This is a genomic window from Mucilaginibacter sp. P2_A4 (assembly GCF_056405015.1).
Genome location: NZ_JBFUCX010000006.1, coordinates 255,216 through 275,268 on the forward strand (window position 1 = coordinate 255,216; position 20,053 = coordinate 275,268).

Annotated in this window: 12 protein-coding genes; 6 read left to right on the forward strand and 6 right to left on the reverse strand. The window is 41.1% G+C overall.

Annotated features, from left to right (window positions below; genetic code table 11):
* Positions 1 to 43 precede the first annotated feature (43 nt).
* Both AC1DYB_RS13795 and lpdA read right to left on the reverse strand, forming a co-directional pair.
* Positions 44 to 883: an MBL fold metallo-hydrolase gene (locus AC1DYB_RS13795; protein ID WP_477435711.1), complete on the reverse strand. Its 840-nt coding sequence runs from the start codon at positions 881 to 883 to the stop codon at positions 44 to 46.
* Between the two features lie 213 nt (positions 884 to 1,096).
* Positions 1,097 to 2,488: a dihydrolipoyl dehydrogenase gene (gene lpdA / locus AC1DYB_RS13800; RefSeq protein WP_477435712.1), complete on the reverse strand. Its 1,392-nt coding sequence runs from the start codon at positions 2,486 to 2,488 to the stop codon at positions 1,097 to 1,099.
* Between the two features lie 369 nt (positions 2,489 to 2,857).
* Here lpdA and AC1DYB_RS13805 point away from each other — a divergent pair, with 369 nt between their 5' ends.
* Entirely contained in the window at positions 2,858 to 6,193 is a 3,336-nt protein-coding gene (locus tag AC1DYB_RS13805; protein ID WP_477435714.1) for a TonB-dependent receptor, read from the forward strand.
* 29 nt (positions 6,194 to 6,222) lie between these two features.
* Positions 6,223 to 7,326, forward strand: coding sequence for an NHL repeat-containing protein (locus AC1DYB_RS13810; RefSeq protein WP_477435716.1), 1,104 nt, complete (start codon positions 6,223 to 6,225; stop codon positions 7,324 to 7,326).
* Positions 7,327 to 7,496: 170 nt separating this feature from the next.
* On the opposite strand, the gene AC1DYB_RS13815 is transcribed toward AC1DYB_RS13810, so the two are convergent.
* Complete coding sequence (locus AC1DYB_RS13815) at positions 7,497 to 8,678, reverse strand: AIR synthase related protein (RefSeq protein ID WP_477435718.1); 1,182 nt, start codon at positions 8,676 to 8,678, stop codon at positions 7,497 to 7,499.
* A gap of 187 nt (positions 8,679 to 8,865) precedes the next feature.
* Here AC1DYB_RS13815 and AC1DYB_RS13820 point away from each other — a divergent pair, with 187 nt between their 5' ends.
* Complete coding sequence (locus AC1DYB_RS13820; protein ID WP_477435720.1) at positions 8,866 to 10,647, forward strand: chloride channel protein; 1,782 nt, start codon at positions 8,866 to 8,868, stop codon at positions 10,645 to 10,647.
* A 452-nt stretch (positions 10,648 to 11,099) separates the two neighbouring features.
* Here AC1DYB_RS13820 and AC1DYB_RS13825 read toward each other — a convergent pair whose 3' ends face one another.
* Positions 11,100 to 13,274 carry a glutamine synthetase III family protein gene (locus tag AC1DYB_RS13825; protein WP_295719858.1) on the reverse strand — a complete coding sequence of 725 codons (2,175 nt, stop codon included), beginning with the start codon at positions 13,272 to 13,274 and terminating at the stop codon, positions 11,100 to 11,102.
* Between the two features lie 610 nt (positions 13,275 to 13,884).
* Between AC1DYB_RS13825 and AC1DYB_RS13830 the strand changes: the two genes are divergently transcribed.
* The 3 genes from AC1DYB_RS13830 (at position 13,885) to AC1DYB_RS13840 (ending at position 17,484) form a co-directional block, all read left to right on the forward strand.
* Positions 13,885 to 15,507 (forward strand): ammonium transporter, encoded by a 1,623-nt coding sequence (locus tag AC1DYB_RS13830; protein ID WP_295719860.1) that lies wholly within the window; start codon positions 13,885 to 13,887, stop codon positions 15,505 to 15,507.
* A gap of 184 nt (positions 15,508 to 15,691) precedes the next feature.
* A complete protein-coding gene (locus tag AC1DYB_RS13835; RefSeq protein ID WP_295719863.1) occupies positions 15,692 to 16,762 on the forward strand; it encodes an outer membrane beta-barrel protein in 1,071 nt (356 codons plus the stop codon).
* A gap of 125 nt (positions 16,763 to 16,887) precedes the next feature.
* A complete protein-coding gene (locus AC1DYB_RS13840) occupies positions 16,888 to 17,484 on the forward strand; it encodes a DUF4468 domain-containing protein (protein WP_477435722.1) in 597 nt (198 codons plus the stop codon).
* 519 nt (positions 17,485 to 18,003) lie between these two features.
* Here the strand turns inward: AC1DYB_RS13840 and AC1DYB_RS13845 are convergent.
* Both AC1DYB_RS13845 and AC1DYB_RS13850 read right to left on the reverse strand, forming a co-directional pair.
* Positions 18,004 to 19,311 carry an ammonium transporter gene (locus AC1DYB_RS13845; RefSeq protein ID WP_295719866.1) on the reverse strand — a complete coding sequence of 436 codons (1,308 nt, stop codon included), beginning with the start codon at positions 19,309 to 19,311 and terminating at the stop codon, positions 18,004 to 18,006.
* Between the two features lie 195 nt (positions 19,312 to 19,506).
* Positions 19,507 to 19,863 (reverse strand): hypothetical protein, encoded by a 357-nt coding sequence (locus AC1DYB_RS13850; protein ID WP_295719869.1) that lies wholly within the window; start codon positions 19,861 to 19,863, stop codon positions 19,507 to 19,509.
* Between the last annotated feature and the right edge of the window lie 190 nt (positions 19,864 to 20,053).

The following is a 20,053-nucleotide window of genomic DNA, read 5'->3' on the forward strand; positions in this document are numbered from 1 at the left end:
TATTAACTTCGTGACCTGCCCATTGCACATTGGCAGCAAATCCTTAAATCTCGCTCAGTTTAAAAGTATCCTTCACCCTGATGCCTTTTTCGATTTGTTGCAATGTGCAGCATTCATTGATAGGATCGTGTTCAAAGTAGAGAATGTAGTCGTTCTCCACAGCTTCGGTCAGGAACACCTTTTTCTCCTGGAGGGTAGTAAGCGGAAACATGTCATAAGCCATTACATAAGGCAGCGGAAGGTGCCCTACAGAGGGAAGCAGATCGGCCATGTAAAGGATTTGTTTGCCCTTATAGTTGATGAGCGGCAGCATCATGGCTTCGGTATGGCCGGATACAAAACGAATATTGAAATCTTTGGTAAAAGCGATGCCATCCTCTGGAGCGATAAATTGCAGCTGACCGCTCTCCTGGATCGGTGATATGTTCTCCTTTAAAAAAGAAGCCTTTTCACGATCATTGGGATAAACGGCCCAGTCCCAATGCTTAGGATTGCTCCAGTAAGCGGCATTTTTAAATGCGGGTGACAGCTTTTCGCCCTCTCTGATCACGGCGCCGCCAACATGATCAAAATGCAGGTGGGTTAAAAACACATCAGTAATATCATCCCGGTGAAAACCCAGGGCAGCTAATGAGCTATCCAACGTAGCATTGCCATGTAAATAATAATAGCTAAAAAACTTCTGGTCCTGCTTATTACCTATGCCGGTATCAATCAGGATCAATCGGCCTTCGTCCTCCACCAGCAGGCAGCGCAAGGCCCAGGTGCAAAGGTTGTTGGCATCTGCCGGGTTAGTTTTATTCCAAATTGTTTTTGGTACCACGCCAAACATGGCGCCACCATCTAATTTAAAAAAGCCGGTATCTATTGTGTGTAGCTTCATAGAGGGTCAATAGTCGATGGTCCATAGACCATGGTTTTAATAAAGGTTTTAGTAAAAGGCGCAAAAGCTGATAGTCCAAAGTTAAAAAATAGTTATGGACTATGGTCTATCTTCCAAGGACTTCATTTTGCTAATAAATAAGCACAAAAAAGCCGATAGCTCAAAGTTAAAAAAATAACAATGGACTATCGGCTATCGTTTATGGGACTTCTTTTACAAGTGTATTACTTCGTCATAAGCGGCTGCTGCAGCTTCCATAACAGCTTCGCTCATGGTTGGGTGCGGGTGAACCGATTTGATGATTTCATGACCGGTAGCTTCCAGCTTGCGGGCGGTAACTACTTCGGCAATCATTTCGGTAACGTTGTAACCCAGCATGTGTGCGCCAAGGAATTCGCCATATTTGGCATCAAAGATCAGTTTTACAAAACCATCTTTAGCGCCGGCGGCACTTGCCTTGCCCGATGCCGAGAATGGGAATTTACCAACCCTGATCTCGTAACCTGCTTCCTTAGCCGCTTTTTCGGTATAACCTACTGATGCAACCTCAGGTGAGCAATAGGTACAACCAGGAATGTTATTATAATCTAAAGGATGCGGGTTTTGACCAGCAATTTTTTCCACGCAAATAATGCCTTCGGCAGATGCAACGTGTGCAAGCGCCTGGCCTTTTACTATATCACCAATAGCGTAAACGCCTTCAATATTGGTTTTGTAATAATCATCAACCAGCACTTTACCTCTTTCGGTTTTAATACCAACTTCTTCCAGGCCAATGCCTTCGATGTTGGTAGCAATACCTACGGCCGATAACACCACTTCGGCTTCAATAACCTCGGTACCTGTTGCGGTTTTGATATTTACTTTACAAAGTTCGCCGCTGGTATCTACAGATTCAACATTTGAACCGGTCATGATGTTGATACCCTGTTTTTTAAGAATACGTTGCAGGTTTCTTGAAATTTCTTCATCCTCCAACGGAACAATATTATCTAAAAATTCCACTACGGTTACTTTGGTACCTATTGCATTATAAAAATAAGCAAACTCAATACCTATAGCACCAGAGCCAACAACCACTAATGATTTTGGCTGTTTAGGCAATACCATTGCCTGGCGGTAACCAATTACTTTAACGCCATCCTGTTTAAGGTTTGGTAACTCGCGTGAACGGCCACCTGTTGCAATAATGATATTTTTAGCAGTGATTTGTTTGGTTGAGCCATCATTAAGCTTTACTTCAACAACGCCTTTTGATTTTAATTTACCAAAACCGTTTACAACATCGATCTTGTTTTTTTTCATTAAAAACTGTACGCCCTTGCTCATGCCATCGGCAACACCGCGGCTACGTTTAACAACAGCTGCAAAATCAACTTCGCCGGCACCGTTAATTTTAATACCGTAATCCTGCGAGTGATTAAGGTATTCAAATACCTGGGCGCTTTTTATTAAAGCTTTGGTTGGGATACAACCCCAGTTAAGACAAATACCACCTAATGATTCTTTTTCAATGATGGCAGTTTTTAAACCGAGTTGCGAAGCGCGGATTGCTGCTACATAACCACCCGGGCCTGACCCTATAACAATTAAATCGTAGTCCATATTTTTAATGATATACTTTGATAACTAAATTTTTGTTTTGTACGGATTATAGCGGGATGTGTTATTTACCGCAGGCGCTATAATTTTAAAGGCCCAAAGCTAAGTAAAAACAGGCGAAATGAGAAAATTGAACAATTTACCAGGGCGATAAAAATTTATTTTTACAGCACAATGTTTTCTGGGGCTTAAAGCAATGAAATAATTATGAATATCATATAATATCTACCTATTTACTTGTGATTATTTATGATTTTATGACACTGTGTTGAAAAAAATACAACGATTGTTAACATTAACTTAACATTGTCAGTCAGACGATTACTTATCTTTGCCGCTAATTAACTAAAAGTATAATTAAAAAAGCAATTTATGAGGAAGCCTTTACTTCTTTTATTATTATTAACGGGTTTATCATTCCTTTTTAGCAGGAATGCAGCCGCCCAGGGTGTTACCACCGCGAGCATCAACGGTATCGTTACCGACGCTAAAGGTGGTATCCCAGGTGCAACCGTTACTATTACACACGTGCCAACAGGAACTGTGTATGCAAGCGTTAGCCGCTCAGACGGTCGCTTTAATATCCCTAACTTAAGGGTAGGTGGTCCTTACACCTTTAAAGTAACCTTTATTGGTTATAAGGATTTTGTTCAGGATAACATCACATTATCTATCGGCCAGGATCAAAGGATCGCTGCTGCGCTTGAAGATAATACTACAAATTTGTCTGAGGTTAAGATAACAGCTTCCGGAAGTAAAGTGATTAACTCTTCACGTACCGGTGCCCGCGAAACCATCAGCCGTTCACAAATTGAAAATTTACCAACTGTAAACCGTTCATTAAGCGATTTTACCAAGTTAACTCCATCTGCAAACGGATTAAGCTTTGGTGGTCGTAGCAGTAGCTTTAACAACATTACTGTTGATGGCGCATTGTTTAACAACTCATTTGGTTTATCAGGTACTTTGGGTGGCCAGGCAAGTTCACAGCCTATTTCATTAGATGCGATTGACCAGATCCAGGTTGATATTGCTCCTTATGACGTTCGCCAGGGTAACTTTACCGGTGCAGGTGTTAATACAGTAGTAAAATCAGGTACTAACGAAGTAAAAGGTACTGTTTACTATTACGGTCGTGGTGTTAGGTTAACAGGTTACCATGCCGGTAATACAAATGTGCCTATCACTCCGTTTGATTACCATACTGTTGGTGTATCAGTAGGAGGTCCTATTATCAAAAATAAATTGTTCTTATTCGTATCTGGCGAGCAGGAAAGAGTTAGCCAGCCACCTGCAACTGCATACGTGGCAGGTCGTCCTGGTTTAAGTGGTTCTAACGTGTCTGCGGTTCAGTCAAGCACATTAGAAGACATTAAAAACAAGCTAAAAAGCTTTGGTTATGATCCGGGAGCTTATGAAAACTATGTTTACAGAACATCAAGCAATAAGTTAACTGCTAAATTAGACTGGAACATTGACAAGAACAATACTTTAAGCGCTAAGTATTTTTACTTAAAATCGTTTAAAGATCAGCCAGCCAGTAACTCAGGTATCAGCAATAGCGATGGTAAAACCAGTGTAGGTTACGGTACAACACGTGCTCCTGGCCCCAGTACTTTACCGTTCTACGGTTCGGGTTATACTATCAACAATAACTTTAATATCGGAATTGTTGAGTTGAATACCCGCGTTACCAACGCAATGTCAAACAAGCTTACTGTAGGTTATTCAGCCCTTAGAGATTACCGTGCCTTTTTAGGCAACGGATCTTTACCAATGGTTGATATTGGCAACGGTATTTCTGATGACAATGGTAATGTTGTTACCGGCGCCAGCGCTACAGCAACAAGTTTTGGTTCTGAGCTTTATACTGCCGGTAACTTATTAAGCACCAACATTTGGCAATTTGCTGATGACTTTACCATATACTCAGGTAAACATGAGTTTACAATAGGTACAAGTAACCAAATCCAAAGCTATGTGAATGGTTTTGCTCCTGATTATAATGGTTTATATACTTATAACTCAGCATCAGACTTTATCAATGATAAACCTGCCGCTGCTTATACTTTACGTTACCCTGCTTCAGGCAGCCAATTGCCATTAGCAAAAATAAAGGCTTCTATTTATAGCCTTTACATACAGGATAAATACCATGTTACTGATAACTTCAGGTTAACTTATGGTTTAAGGGCTGATTATGATGCTTTCCCTACATCGTTGGCGGCAAACAGCAATGCTGCTGCTTTAACTTTCCAGGGTGGTACTCATGTTGATGTTTCTAAATTACCTAAAAACAGAATACAGCTTTCTCCTCGTGTAGGCTTTAACTGGGATGTTCATGGTGATGGTTCTACACAGGTACGTGGTGGTTCTGGCTTATTTACAGGATCGGTACCGTTTGTATGGATATCTAACCAGGCTTCAAACAATGGTTTATTGTTTGGTTCACGCACAATCACAAAAGCTAATGATCCTACCAATTCGCAATTAGTTTTTAATCCGAATGTTAATGCTAACCGTCCACAAAATGCAACTGCAAACACATCTTACGAGCTTGATGTTGCTGATCCAAATTTGAAATATCCAAAAATCTGGAGAACAAATCTTGCGGTTGATCAAAAATTACCTTTTGGCATCATCGGAACTATCGAAGGTGCATATACTAAAGATATCCGTGCTATCTATCACCAGAATTTAGTATTGTCTGATGGCTTTACTACACTTCCGGGAGTTGAAGGTCAAATACAATACGACTCTAAAAACACAACTCCTGCAGCGGCTGCAGCAACTGCTCAGAACCCGTCTATCACCGGTTTATACTACATGAAAAACACTAACAAAGGATTTTCATACTTTATTACCGGTCAGTTACAAAAAAGCTTCACAAATGGTTTTGCAGCAAGTGTTGCTTATACTTATACCAAATCAAAAGATGTTAATGATGGCGGCTCAACTGCCAGCACCATCTGGAGCACAAGATATGTAGCCGGTAACCCTAATACCGACAACCTGTCAAACAGTTCATACGTGCAGCCAAACAGGATTATTGCAACTGTATCTTATCGTAAGCAATACGCGAAAAATTTGGCTACTACTGTAGGTTTTATATTTGAAGCATCTAACAACGGTGCCGTATCATATATCTCTTCAGGTGATCCTAATAATGACGGTGCTACAAATGATTTATTATATATTCCTAAAAATCAGGGAGATATTATGTTGGTGAGAGCTAACAACGCATCAAATGGAACTCCAGATACTCGTACACCTGCTCAAATCTGGACTCAGTTAAATAGCTTTATTAACCAGGACAATTATCTTAGCCAGCACAGAGGACAGTTTGCACAAAGGAATGGTGCTATATTGCCAACCTACAAACGTCTTGACCTGCACTTTGCGCAAGATTTCTTTATCCAAACTGGTAAAGTAAAAAACACTTTGGAGGTTACTTTTGATGTGATCAACTTTACCAACCTGTTGAACAGAAATTGGGGTTTACAACAAGTTTCATATAGCGGCTTTAATAACGGAGCAACTACAGTGTTAACCTATATGGGTAAAGATGCTGGTACCGGAAGAGCAACATACGCTTTCCCTTATCTTGATCCAAACACCGCGACACCTGTTACCAACTCTTATAAAACAGATATAAGCCAGTTCTCACGCTTCCAGGCTCAGATTGGTGTTAGATATATATTTAATTAAGCTATTATTAATTGAAAAAAATTGACATTATGAAATTCAATAAAAATATAATTATACTATCACTTGTGCTTTTTTCTGCCCTGTTTTTTGAGGCATGTAAAAATGACAAGGTTACTCCGTTGCCAAACCCGGTAGCCACCACCGGCGTGGTGACTACATTGGCCGGAAGCGGATCATTTGGCGCTGCAAATGGAACCGGCGTCCTCGCTTCATTTAACTATCCAAACGGATTAACACTTGATGCTTCAGGTAATTTATTTATCGCTGATAAAGGCAACAACCAAATTCGTAAAGTTACCCCTGCAGGTGTTGTAAGCACCGTATCCGGAACTTTACTTTCTGGTAGCGCAAACGCCACCAAAATTGGTGACGCAGCTTCATACAATGGCCCCACAGGTGTTGTTGTTGACGCATTAGGCAATATTTTTGTGGCTGACTTTGGCAATCATACTATTAGAAAAATTGCATCCACCGGCGCTGTTACTGTATTTGCGGGAGTAAGCGGAAATTCAGGCAATAACAACGCGGTAATCCCTGCTACTGCAACAGTGAAGGCCATAAATCCACGGTTCAATAACCCTGCTGGCTTAGCACTTGATGCTACAGGTAATTTATATGTTGCCGACTATAGCAACAATTTGATCCGTAAAATTTCAGCGATAGACGGAAGCATATCAACCGTCGCAGGTAAATCAGTAGGAAATGTTGATGGTGTTGGCACAGCTGCATCATTGAATGGTCCACGTGCTATAGCTATAGACGCTGCTGGTAATTTATATGTAGCTGATGCAAATAATCATAGCATCCGTAAAATTGATTTAACAGGTGCAGTAACCACTATTGCCGGAAACGGAAAAGCTGGAAATAATGATGGAACTGGTAAAGCAGCCTCATTTAGCCACCCAAGTGGTATCACTATCGATAATGCTGGTAATTTATTCGTTGCCGATGCTGGTAATAACCTGGTGCGTAAAATTACCCCTGCAGGTGTTGTAACATCTGTAGCCGGTAGCGGTTATTATAATTTGGTTACTCCATTTAACGGCCCATCAGCCGTGGCTGCAGATAATGCAGGTAATGTATACGTAGCCAATACACTTGGCAACTTAATTCAGACAATCGCTGTTAAGTAATTAGGTTTCTTTATTATGGAAAGAGGCCGTGTCATATCAAATGATGCGGCCTCTTTTTTTTACCTGTATTTGTTTTACAGAAGAAAATCGCCAGAGATTTGAAAGTGGTGATAACAAAAAAGGCCCTGAAATCAAGGCCTTTTTATTATCTATATAGAAGGATATAAAATTTATTCGTACTCAAAAACGCCAAACTCCGATGTGATGGTTACTTTTTTGGTTTCTGCCTTTTGAACACGCCCGATGATCTGCGCGTCAACACCAAAGCTTTGAGATATTTTAATCAGATCTTCGGCTATTGCATCGGGTACATACAGCTCCATACGGTGCCCCATGTTAAATACCTTGTACATTTCCTGCCAGCTGGTTTTTGACTCCTCCTGGATAAGCTTAAACAGCGGAGGAACCGGGAACAGGTTATCTTTTATAATATGAAGTTCATCAATAAAATGCAGCACCTTGGTTTGCGCGCCGCCACTGCAATGCACCATGCCGTTTATCTGGCTGCGATATTTATCAAGCATCGCCTTAATGATAGGGGCATAAGTACGTGTGGCACTTAAAACCAGTTTGCCGGCGGTTACACTTTGGCCATTGCCAATGTCAACAAGATCCGTCAGGTTTTTACTGCCGCTAAAAATGAGATCATAGGGGATAGCCGCGTCATAACTCTCGGGGTATTTATCGGCAATGGTTTTATTGAACACATCATGGCGGGCAGATGTTAGTCCGTTAGAGCCCATGCCGCCGTTATATTCTTTTTCATAGGTGGCTTGTCCGTATGAGGCCAGGCCAACTATAACGTTGCCAGGCTGGATGCGGTGATTGGAGATAACATCTTCACGCTTCATGCGGCAGGTTACCGTAGAGTCGACTATAATGGTGCGTACAAGGTCGCCAACATCGGCAGTTTCGCCCCCGGTTGAGTAAATGCCAATACCGGCATCGCGCAGTTCGGTTAATATTTCTTCGGTGCCGTTAATGATGGCTGCAATCACATCGCCCGGGATTAGGTTTTTGTTGCGGCCAATGGTTGATGATAGCAGGATATTGTCAATAGCGCCTACGCAAAGCAGGTCGTCAAGATTCATGATGATGGCATCCTGGGCAATGCCGCGCCATACAGATATGTCGCCGGTTTCTTTCCAGTAAGTATATGCCAGTGACGATTTTGTGCCCGCACCGTCGGCATGCATAATATTGCAGTATTCCGCGTCGTTGGTTAAAATATCTGGTACTATTTTACAAAAGGCTTTCGGGAAAATGCCCTTATCAATGTTTTTAATGGCATTATGTACATCATCTTTTGAGGCGGATACACCTCTTTGATCATATCTTTGCGAAGAAATCATGGGCAAATATAAATTAATCGTAGACGAATCTCAAATAAACACGAATTTCACGAATGGGAACGAATCATCACGAATTTAAGAAATACGGGTTTTACAAATAGGTAGAAGTGTGGGGAATGTTTTTCAAAATGTATAACTTGCCATGTGCGGTGGAATTGGTGTTAATTCGACTTAATTCGTGAAATCTGTGTTGATATTAAAATCTATCTCCTATAAAATAAACCGCTGGCGCCTTAGGCGAAACAGCCAGCGTAACTTTTTAATTTATTGCAGTGTGTTTGTGGGCTTTTTTGGAGGCCTTGCAGCCATCGCGTTAAAGTTTCTGGTGCATTTTATGGAGGATGTAAGCCACAGCATCTCATCGCACCTGTATTATCATATCGCTTATGTGTTTTTGCCCGCACTGGGTATTTTTTTGGCCGTAGCCTGGCAGCATCTCATCAACCGCGATAAAATTCAAAAAGGCATAGGCAGTATTTTGGTCAATATTAAAAAGAACAGATCAAACATCAGGGTAAATAATATTTACTCGCATATAGTAACCAGTTCGTTAACCGTAGGTTTTGGAGGATCGGCCGGTTTGGAAGCGCCTATTGTAGCCACCGGTGCCGCCATCGGCTCCAATGTGGGTAAGTTTTTTAAACTTAGTCCCTACGAAAAAACGGTATTACTGGCTGCCGGGGCTTCGGCTGGTATAGCGGCGGTATTCAACAGTCCCATAGCGGGAGTATTGTTCTCATTGGAGATATTAATAGGCGAAATTACCATACCTACATTTATACCCTTATTGATTGCATCAGCAACGGGGGTGGTGGTTTCTAAATTATTATATTCTGGTCAGCTTTTTCATTTGGTTACCGAGGGCTGGGTGGTTACCGCAATTCCTTTTTATATTTTGCTGGGTTTGTTTAGCGGATGGATGGCCTTATATATTAATAAGGTAGGCGGCAAGCTGGAGGGCGGAATCCTGAAAAAACAAAACCGTTATGTGCGGGCGCTTTTGGGTGGTTTGTTTTTAGGCGGTATTATTATGTTATTTCCGCAGCTTTTTGGCGAGGGCTATCATTACCTGCAGGAGATTTTGAATGGTAATATTGATGCCCTAAAAGATGAATCGTTATTTGCTAACTGGCTTTCGCAGCCGATGCTCATGATCCTGTTTATCGCATCGCTGGTGTTTATGAAAATCATAGCGGCAGGTATCACCTTAGGCTCGGGTGGTAATGGCGGTTCATTTGCGCCTACCATGTTCACCGGCGCGTTTTTAGGTTTGCTGGTGGCTTATAGCGTAAATGCAACCGGGCTTATCCATTTAAATACCAGTAATTTTATTGCTGTAGGCATGGCCGGGGCGTTAAGCGGTGTACTGCACGCGCCCCTCACCGCCATATTTTTGATTGCCGAAATAACCGGGGGGTATGTTTTATTTATTCCGCTGATGATTGTATCCTCTATCTCCTACATTATATCGCGGTTGTCGTCGCCACATAATATATACTGGCAGCACCTTATTCATGAGCAAAACATTCATCCCGGGCAGGATTATAGTATGCTGAATGCCATTACGCTTGATAGTGTTATCAATAGAAAATACACTGCGGTTGACAAGCAAACAACAGTTAATGATTTTTATAAGATTTTGGCGGTAACCGATGCCAATATTTTCCCCGTATTGAAAGATGATGGCCGGCTGGAAGGTGTAGTGCTGATTGATGACATTCGCCGCCGCCTGTTTAACCAGGAGATAGCCGATAATACCATTGCGGATATTATGATTGTACCGCCAACAATAATTGACTATGAGCAGCCAGCCAGCAGTGTAATGGAAACCTTTGATGCCATTGATGTATGGCAGCTCCCGGTAACAAAAGATAACCTGTTTATTGGCTTTATATCCAAGTCGTCCCTGTTAAGTAAGTATCGTGAGGCAATTATTGAGCAGCATAAGGCGAGTGATTTGTTTGCATAGCACGAATTTATGATACACGAATTTCACGAATACAAGCGAATGATGCTAATTCAGTCGGATTATGTCCCCTCGGGGTCTCTCCAATGTTATTAAGTTAGGAGAGTGATGGGTTGCTCCGGGGGAGCAAAAGCTTTGTAGAAAAACATAAATACATAGTCTTTTGCGTGCCAGAGGTACGCTACCTAAGGTTCCGTACCTCTGGCACGGAGCTTCATTTTTGCTTTTTTGCTACAAAGCTATTCCCCCCCCCCCGCTGGGGGAGAAACTGATAAACTAATAGCATTGGGGGGCTCTCGCAGAGGACCCCGAGGTGGCACACAGAGCAAACTTGCAAAGCCTTACATTGCAAGCTACCTCAAAACAGGTATCAAGAAAGGTCATACTTCAAACAAAATGCCACTAACTTATAAAATTAGTGGCATTCGTTTTATTCCGTGAAGTTAGTGGAGTAATTATTTGATGAATAGCAACTCCCTAAACTTAGGCAATGGCCACATACCGTCATCAACCAGTTGCTCCAGCTTATCAACCCGGTAACGGATTGGTGCGAAGAATGATTTTACCTTTTCATCGTAATCAATGGCACGCTGGCGGATATCTTCAATGATGTTTGCTTTTTTGCGCTCTTCAACCATGTGATCAACGTTGGTTTTAATGAAGTTAACATGTTCAGATATCTTATTGATAATATCCATTTGAGCCTCATAAGTTGAAGGGGCCATACCCAAGTCTTTTAGTCCTTTTACATTTTCAACCAGTTTGGTTTGGTAAGCGATCGCCGCCGGGATGATCACATTGAGTACCAGCTCGCCCATTACGCGGGCTTCAATCTGTAGTTTTTTGTAGAAGCTATCTAATAATATCTCGTGGCGGGCATGAGCCTCACGCGGCGTAAATACGCCGGTTTCTGCAAACAGTACTTCCGCTTTTTCTGATAAAAATGCATCAAGCGCTTTAGGCGTAGTTTTTATATTGGCTAAGCCACGTTTTTCGGCTTCTTTTTCCCACTCATCGCTATAACCATTACCCTCAAAACGGATATTTTTTGATTCCTTGATGTATTTTTTAATAACGATCAATAAGGCAAGATCCTTCTTTTCGCCTTTTTTTATCAGCTTATCAACATCATATTTGAACTTTTTAAGCTGATCGGCCACAATAAGGTTCAAAATGGTCATTGGGCTTGCCGAATTGGCTGAAGAACCCACTGCCCTTAACTCAAACTTATTACCGGTGAAAGCAAAAGGCGATGTACGGTTACGGTCGGTATTGTCAGGAAATATTTGTGGGATTTTAGGGATGCCCTGCCATAATAAATTATCCTCTTTTATTTTTTTGCTGATCCTGGAGGTTTCTATCTCATCCAGTACATCATTTAACTGGCTGCCCAGGAAAATAGATATAATGGCCGGAGGAGCTTCATTAGCGCCCAGGCGGTGATCATTATTCACCGATGCAATCGATGCCCTCAGGAGGTCGGCATGTTCATAAACCGCTTTTATGGTATTCACAAAAAACGTAAGGAACATGAGGTTGTTCTTTGGCGTTTTTCCTGGCGATAACAGGTTTTTACCGGTATTGGTAATCAGCGACCAATTATTGTGCTTGCCTGATCCGTTGATGCCGGCGTATGGCTTTTCGTGCAGTAACACTTTAAAGTTATGTCGCCTGGCTACGCGATCCATCAAATCCATCAATAATTGGTTATGGTCAATGGCCAGGTTTATTTCCTCATAAATAGGGGCGCATTCAAACTGTGACGGCGCAACCTCATTATGGCGTGTTTTTAATGGGATGCCCAATAATAGGGCTTCGGCTTCCATATCCTGCATGTAGGCATATACCCGGCCTGGTATCGCGCCAAAGTAATGATCTTCCAGCTGCTGGTTTTTGGCCGAGATATGACCAAAAAGGGTACGGCCGGTTAAATACATATCCGGGCGTGCATTAAATAAGGCGATATCAACTAAAAAATATTCCTGTTCTAAACCTAAAGAGGCGTTTACCTTCTCAATTCCTTTATCAAAAAAGTGGCAAACATCCACCGCGGCTTTGTCTAAAACGTTCAAAGCCTTTAATAATGGTACTTTATAATCCAGCGCTTCGCCGGTGTATGATACAAATACGGTGGGTATACATAAAGTACGCGCCATTAAAAACGCGGGCGATGAAGGATCCCAGGCGGTATAGCCCCGGGCCTCGAAGGTATTGCGGATGCCGCCACTCGGGAAACTGGATGCATCCGGTTCCTGTTGAGATAAAGCATCGCCGCTAAAACGCTCAATTGCGCCGCCATCGGCAGTGGGTTCAAAAAAAGCGTCGTGTTTTTCGGCTGTTGTGCCGGTAAGTGGCTGAAACCAGTGTGTATAGTGTGTTGCTCCTTTGCCCAAAGCCCATGATTTCATGGCAGATGCTATTTGTTCTGCTAAATCACGTGGGATAGGTTCGCCTTTTTCAATAGAATTAACAATGCCCTGGTATGCTTCTGTTGAAAGGTATTCCTTCATTTTCTTTTTATCAAAAACATTGGCACCAAAATAATCAGAGATTTTTGCAGCAGGTGGTTTAACTTCAGGTATGGTTCTGCTCAGAACGTCCTGCAGTGCTTTAAATCGAATGTTAGACATAATTATATGCGGTTTAAAATAAAGGCAAAATCAAAAATAGAACTATCCTTTAAATAAGCATTAAAAATAATTGAAATATAATAGAGGGAAGTGATATACGGCAGCCTGATTTATAAATCATTTATATAAGTGAAAGTTTATTTTTATTGCATAATGCCATAAAACTTACCTTTTGCGTTAATTTTTTAACTGTTTTTAACTAAAACAGGTAAAAAATGGAACTTTAAGATTTAAATCATCTTATTTTTTGTGTTATTTTCATTTAATGTGAATTTATTGCGTTTTGTAATTTGAAATTCATTAAAATTTAATCTGTTTTTAACTTTTGAATTATGATTTTTATAATTTTTACACTTTTTGTGATCTTTTTTTTGTCGAAAATTTGTTATTGTTAAAAATACTACCTAATTTCAGGAAATAATTTACAGAAACCCTATAAATATTATATTTTTTACAAAAGGAATGTAGATTTTATAGGTCAAAACCTAAAGAGTGTGTTTTTGAGAGGTAATTCTGAATAATTTATCCCTTGCAATCAAACAAATTAACAATACGACAATCAAACTAAAATTAAACTATTAAAAAACAATCAAACTAAATTAAAAAACAAATGAAAGTAAGTTCTACAAAATTAGACCTCCTAAGTTCAGTCCGGCAGCTGACACGAGAGAAATGGGCGCTGGGTGCTACCATTCTAACAGGAAAAATGATTGGCCTATTGCTGGTATTTGCAGCAATGATGGTTCTGCCAGGTGTATTTGGCACATCGGCACATGCTGCCGATACATACACCGCTCATGAAACCACGTTAATTAATACAGTTAACACGGTTTGGACGCTGGTTGCAGCCTTTTTAGTATTTGGTATGCAGGCTGGTTTCGTTATGCTTGAAGCAGGCTTTGCCCGCAAACGCGAAACGGTGAACGTTTTAATGGAGTGTATTTTTGATACTTGCCTTTGTGGTTTGTTATTTTATGCCATAGGTTATGCCTTTATGTTTGGTAATGGTAACGGTTTCATTGGCTGGGGTGGATTGGGTGCTGATGGTAAAACCATCACTAACTGGTTCTTCCTGCAAAACACGCCTGATACTTACGGTTCAACAGGTATCCCTGTTTTGGCACACTGGATATTCCAGTACGCTTTTGCTGATACTTGCTCAACTATTGTTTCTGGTGCAATGATTGGTCGTACCAGCTTCCGTGGCGATATTTTGTACAGTATAGGTATTACAGGTTTTATTTACCCAATAATTGGTCACTGGGCCTGGGGACCGGATGGTTTCCTTGCAACAATGGGAACTTCAGGCTTCTTAGCTCACATCAGCGCTCAGCCTTTCCGTGATTTTGCAGGTTCAACAGTGGTGCACACTATTGGTGGTGTAGCTTCATTGGCGGGTGCAATGGTATTAGGCCCACGGTTGGGTAGGATTTTTGCCCGTGATGATAAAGAAAAAGGCGGATTACCTGCAGGTCATAACTTATTAGTAGCTGCAGTGGGTGGTTTCATCCTGTGGTTTGGCTGGTACGGTTTTAACCCGGGTTCTACTTTATCTGCAATGGATATGCAGGGTATTGGCCGTGTTGCTGCCAACACTACGCTTGCCGCCTGCGCCGGTGGTTTTACTGCTATGCTTGCTGCTTTATGGTTTGGCCCAACCAAAGGTAAGTTTGATTTAGCTTTCACTATTAATGGTTTCCTTGCTGGTTTAGTTGCCATTACCTGCCCTTGCTACTGGGTAAGCCCGCTTGGTGCTATATTGCTTGGTGGTATATCTGGTTTCATCATCTTTGGTGGTGTTTATTTGATCGAATGGTTCCGTATAGACGATCCGGTTGGTGCAGTATCTGTACACGGTTTTAACGGTATCTGGGGTACATTATCATTAGGTTTATTTGCATCTGGCCAGTTTGGTGCTACAGGCCCAACAGGAGCTGATAACTCAGCACCGGTTACAGGTTTATTTTACGGTGGCGGCTTTGGCGTACTTAAAGCACAAGCCATTGGTAGCTTTACCATTACAGCAGCTGTGTTTATAGTAACTTTTGCAATGATGTTTGTCATCAATAAATTAGGTCATCCATGGAAATTACGCATTGAAGAAGAAGGTGAAACAGGAGCCGGTGGTATCGATGTATTTGATCACGGTATTGAAGTTTACCCGGTTCAGGATGACGAGATCAGCTTGAGCGGCCTTTTTGATAAAGGTGTAAAATCCCCAACTACAGTATAATAAAATTCTATAATACCTTGTGCGGTTGGTTAAATCATTACCGACATCTGTTTTACCATCCGCACAGGTATTTTTCTTAATCTTTTAAATTTTAACCGCTTTACCTGAAGGCTATGTTGTGCATTAGCTTAATGGGGAAGCTTTATTCAACCCAAATCAAATTCAAATCAATTAAATCGTTATCATGAAAAAAACACTTTTACTTTTATCATTCTTAAGTATTGCCGCTTTTACGGTTAAAGCGCAGGACACGGTGAAGACCACTTCAGATGCTCCTTTGGTCATTTATGGCTCGGTAGATACTTATTACAAATATGATTTTGCAAAGCGTCCCAATATTCAAACTTCTTTTGCCTCTGATCAAAATTCAGTATCTATCGGTATGATTGATCTGGGCTTGAAGAAAAAAGTGGGTAAAGCATCTTTTGTTGGTGAAATGTCTTTTGGTCCGCGTGGCCAGGAGCAATCAATTCCTGATGCGCTTTATGGCTCTTTACCAGCAGGAACCTCCAGCTATCATATTCAAAATTTATATGTTTCATATGATGTAACCGCGAGCTTTAATTTAACCGCAGGTTATATGGCAACATTTGTTGGTTACGAAGTTATTAGCCCGGCAGCCAATTTTAACTATTCCACATCATATTTATTTAGTGCCGGCCCGTTCCAAAATGCAGGCTTTAAGGCGACTTACGCTTTCTCTGATAAAGTTAGTTTAATGGCTGGTGTATTTAATGATAACTGGAATACCTACAAATCAAATTCAGGTACTCCGGAAGTATCAACCTTTGGTGCGCAGTTGTTTTTAGCCCCTGTTAAAGGGTGGACAGCTTATATTAACCTGGCAAGCGGTAAATATTCTGGTACTGTATTGGATTTAACTACAGCTTACCAAATAACTGATGCCTTTAAATTAGGCTTAAATGCTGCAAGAAAAACAGGTGCTGGCGCGTTAAATTATTACGGTTACGCGTTGTATCCGCAGTTGGCTGTTTCAAAAACAGTAACTTTTGGTTTAAGAGAAGAGTATTTCAAAGCAAAAGCAACAAACAGTGGTCCTGATATTGGTATTGCTCCGGGTAATTCAGTATTTGCTTCTACTTTAACTGCTAATATTAAAGCTGGTCCTTTAAATTTTATACCAGAATTTAGGTTGGATCACACCAAAAATATAGATGGATTTGTTAAAAGTGACGGTTTAACCGGTACTAAATCCGCTTCGCAATTTGTATTAGCGGCGGTATATTCTTTCTAAAATTTACGTAAAGCAATATTTTTAGAAAAGCCTCCCGATAACCGGGAGGCTTTTTATCTTTATAGCAAAAGCTGCATGCCCGGGTTAAATTTGGCGCAGCTGTTTATAATACTTATTTTAAACGTATGAGAAATTTGATAGTGGCCATGATGTGTATCTTTTTTGCTAAAACCGTAGCGGCACAGCAAGCAGATTCACTGGCTTTTGATGAGCGCAACAAGTATATTTATTACCAAACCGTAGCGCAAGCCGATTTGAGCAAAGATACACTGTACCGCAGGGGTTTATATTTTATGAAAACGGCGGCCTCAAAAAGCAAAATAAAAACATCTTTGGCTGATGAAGCTCAGGGTGTTTTAACAGGCAACGGTAGTTTTATGGTTGCTAAAAAGGCTTTGATATTAAGCAGCGTTGGCGGCCAGATTACCTACACTTTAAGGATAGAGGTGAAGGATGGGAAATACCGCTATTGGTTTACCGATTTTGTTTATACGCCGTACCAGCGCGATAGATATGGGGCTGATGTGCCTACGCCAGGTGTAAATATACCATTGGAGGAGGCCAAAAATAAAGTTGACAAGAGGGATCTGGCTGTTTACCTGGATAAAGTGCTGCAAAACAGCCGCCAGGTAGGTGCGATATTAAAATCATACATGTTAAAAACCTCATCGCTGCCAAAAACCGATAAAGGGATCAAAAAGATATCGACCAAGGAGTGGTAGGTTGCCTGGCCCATTGATTCAGAAGTGCTTTGTGGAAGCACTTTTTAATAAAATAGATTGTCATTTCGATTGAGCAAGGGAGGGTAAAGAACGGGAGCGCGAAAGAGAAATTTTCTGCACCCTGTATTTAGGCTTTTTATATCGAGATGCAGGGGGTAGTAGATTTCTCCTCACCTCCAGCGCTCAAAACCCCAATTGGTTCGGTCGAAATGGCAAACGGTTTTATTAATTGATAAGTTCCAAGAGATGTGTCCATATTGTAGGCTGGTTGGGGAGATAATAAGAGCGACTCTCTTAGTGAAATTCGTCCCTTTTACATTCGCCAAATTCGTGGTCAATAAAAAAGCCGCCCTTTAATACAGGGCGGCTTTAGTTTTTTATTAACCTGGCGAGATAATAATAAAAACGTTAATTCTTTGTGTTATTGGTTTGACAAAGTATTTTTTAAAATTTGTTTCTTGTCTTGTTAGTTTAGTTAGGGTTTGATAAAATCAGGAACAATTGATATTATTATAAAAATTACAATCCTTCATCGTGCTGGCTAAGATCCAAGCCTGCCATTTCTTCTTCGGGAGTAACACGTAACGTGCTGATCATGTCTGTTACTTTTAACAGGATTAATGAGCCAAAGAACGCGAATGCCGATACACCTACTAAAGTTATCAGGTGCAGGAAGAATAAATGTGTTTCGCCATAATACAAGCCATTGCCGGTTGTGTTACCCGCGTTTACGTTTTGATGAGCAAATACGCCGGTTAACAGCATACCTACCATACCGCCTACGCCATGGCACGGAAATACATCCAGCGTATCATCAATGCTGGTTTTGCTTCTCCAGATAACTACCAGGTTGCTTACCACAGCCGCAACAATACCGATGATTAATGAGTGGGGGATTGTTACAAAGCCGGCCGCAGGCGTAATAGCTACCAGGCCTACAACGGCACCAATACAAGCGCCTAATACCCCAGGTTTTTTACCGCGAAGAATATCAAAAAACATCCAGGCCATTGCTGCCGCGGCAGATGCTGTGGTTGTAGTAGCCAATGCAGTTGCTGCAAGTGTACCAGAACCTAATGCAGAGCCAGCATTAAAGCCAAACCAGCCAAACCATAATAAACCTGTACCTAATAGTACGTAGCTTATACGGGCCGGACTGTGTGATATTTCGTTACGTCCCTTTAAATATAAAGCTGATGCAAGCGCTGCCCATCCTGCGCTCATGTGTACTACTGTACCACCGGCAAAGTCAAGCACGCCTTTTCCGAATAAAAAGCCATCCGGGTGCCAGGTGGAGTGGGCCAGCGGGGCGTAAATGAATATCATGAACAGGCAAAGGAAAATAACATAGGAGTTAAAACGGATCCGCTCGGCAAAGGCGCCGGTGATCAGCGCGGGGGTAATAACCGCGAATTTTAACTGGAACATGGCAAATAATACCAACGGAATAGTAGGGGCAAGTTTCCAGGTAGCATTACCCAGCGTGCCTTTCATCATAAAAAAGGTACGCGGATCGCCAATGAAACCGCCAATGGAATCACCAAAGGCAAGGCTGAAACCAAAAATAACCCATATTACAGTAATTACGCCCATACACACAAAGCTTTGAAGCATGGTGGAGAGTACGTTTTTTTTGCTCACCATACCGCCATAAAAAAAGGCAAGGCCAGGTGTCATAATCAATACAAGAGCAGTGCTCACTAATAGCCAGGCGGTATCGCCCGTATCAATTTTACTGTCTTTAATAGTTGTTAAGGTAACAGATGGAAATACAAGGGCTAATACGATTATAAGTAAAAGTATGCCAAATGGTATGAATTTTTTCATGCTTCGGGTTTTAGGGAAGAGTTAATAAAATTTAAAGAAGCTGCCCGGTACCCAATCAAAATACCGGGCAGTTTCAAAAACTAATACTGAATGAGGCACCCAATCAAAATGCCATCAGTATTAAAACTAAATTTTTTAAAAAACAATAAAATCCGGCTGCGTAATCAGCGCAAACGGATGAAACTGTTTTATCTGCTACCAGAAATCATGAAACGGAAAAAGGATGAGTTTGCGGAAACGCGATAGTTCGCTGGTGCCCCCGCCGCAAACAAAGTTGAGATACTTTACATGTATAGTGTAAAAATTGGGGCTTATATAAATGCCATGCAGCGGGTAAGCACCCCTGTGCTGTTGCAGGTTGATAAGCTGTACCGGTACATTGTTAAGGATAGCGTCATAATTATATGGATTATGATGAGCTGTTGTAGCCGATACGGTGGATTTTTTTTCGTCTTTGTGGTTAATATGGTATAATGCTCCCCTTGCCGAGGCTGAAAACCCGGAAAAGAGTAGAAAAAATAAGGCAGTAAATCGATAAAGCCTGTTAACCATATCTAAAAGTAGTAAAAAATTAAAATAAACGTGCTTTTTTTGTAAATATTTTAATCTTTTATCTGTTTATATGGTAATTATGTATTGATTTTGTCTTTTAAATTTGATAATTTATTAAAATAATGTAAAAATTAAACTGTTTATTGATTATTTGTTAATAAATAAAGAGTATTCATGGAATTTAGCGATG